The sequence below is a fragment of the Mycobacterium sp. 1482292.6 genome (assembly GCF_001672995.1).
Lineage (GTDB): Bacteria > Actinomycetota > Actinomycetes > Mycobacteriales > Mycobacteriaceae > Mycobacterium > Mycobacterium europaeum_A.
The window spans coordinates 1-1,342 of record NZ_LZKV01000124.1 but is presented as its reverse complement, the minus strand read 5'-3'; the positions used below and the strand labels follow the sequence as shown (position 1 = coordinate 1,342).

Annotated in this window: 2 protein-coding genes; both read left to right on the top strand. The window is 71.5% G+C overall.

All coding sequences use genetic code 11. The annotated features are described in order from the left end of the window. A partial coding sequence (locus tag A5624_RS12890) for a DUF2505 domain-containing protein (RefSeq protein WP_156749001.1) occupies window positions 1-225 on the top strand: 225 nt, incomplete at its 5' end. 154 nt (window positions 226-379) lie between these two features. Then, window positions 380-1,213 (top strand): carbon-nitrogen hydrolase family protein, encoded by an 834-nt coding sequence (locus A5624_RS12885; RefSeq protein WP_066866695.1) that lies wholly within the window; start codon window positions 380-382, stop codon window positions 1,211-1,213. Window positions 1,214-1,342 lie beyond the last annotated feature (129 nt).

The window sequence follows — 1,342 nt, the reverse complement described above, 5'->3', positions numbered from 1 at the left end:
TCGGTGGTGGGATCGATCGTGGATGCGCCGGTGAACCTCGCCGGCACCGCCGTCCTGGAGCCCATCGAAGAGACCGGCGGTGCCCGGCTGACGTTCCGCGCCACCGTCCAGGTGCGCGTCCCGATCATCGGCGGCAAGTTGGAGAACATCATCGGCACCCGGCTGGCCGAACTGGTCGCCGCCGAGCAGCGCTTCACCACGGAGTGGATCGCCAAAACGGCCTGAGCCTTCGGTCCCGACCACGCCCAAGCTGCATTGCCCAGCTCCTCCGCCCGCCGCCGTAGCGGCGCGCATCGTCGCCGGGCCTAAGCTGCATTGCCCAGCTCCTCCGCCCGCCGCCGTAGCGGCGCGCATCGTCGCCGGGCCTAAGCTGGCGCTCATGCGAATCGCCTTGGCGCAGATCCTCAGCGGCACCGACCCGGCAGCAAACCTGCAGCTGGTGGACGAATACAGCCGCCGGGCCGCCGACGCGGGCGCGAAGCTGGTGGTGTTCCCCGAGGCGACCATGTGCCGGTTCGGAGTGCCGCTGGGGCCGATCGCCGAGCCGGTCGACGGGCCCTGGGCCGACGGGGTGCGGCGCATCGCGGCCGACACCGGCATCGCCGTCGTCGCCGGCATGTTCACCCCGTCCGGCGATGGGCGGGTGAAGAACACGCTCCTCGCGGCCGGCGCCGACGACCCCGGCCGGCCGGACACCCACTACGACAAGATCCACCTCTACGACGCCTTCGGTTTCACCGAATCGCGCACGGTCGCGCCGGGACACGACCCGGTGGTGATCACGGTCGACGGCATCCACGTCGGGCTGACCGTCTGCTACGACATTCGGTTTCCGGCGCTGTACACCGAACTGGCCCGCCGCGGCGCCCAGGTGATCGCCGTCGGCGCGTCCTGGGGCGCGGGTCCCGGCAAACTCGACCAGTGGACGCTGCTGGCCCGCGCCCGCGCGCTCGATTCGATGAGCTACATCGCGGCGGCCGGCCAGGCCGATCCTGGTGACGCCCACGGATCCGGTTCGGGGGCACCGACCGGCGTCGGCGGCAGCCTGGTGGTCTCCCCCTTCGGTGACGTCGTCGCCTCGGCCGGCTCGCAACCGCAGCTGGTGGTGGCCGACATCGACGTCGACCGGGTCGCCGAGGCCCGCAAGAGCATCGCGGTCCTGCACAACCGCTCGGACTTTGCTCAGGTTGATAGGGCAGAATCGGTCGGGTGACGAACCCACAAGGACCACCGAACCCGGACCCGTCGAAGTGGGCCCGTCCCTCCAACCAGGGGCCCTTCGGCCAGCCCCCCACCGAGCGGCCGACCGAACGGATCAGCACCGGCGGCCCGGGGCACGTGC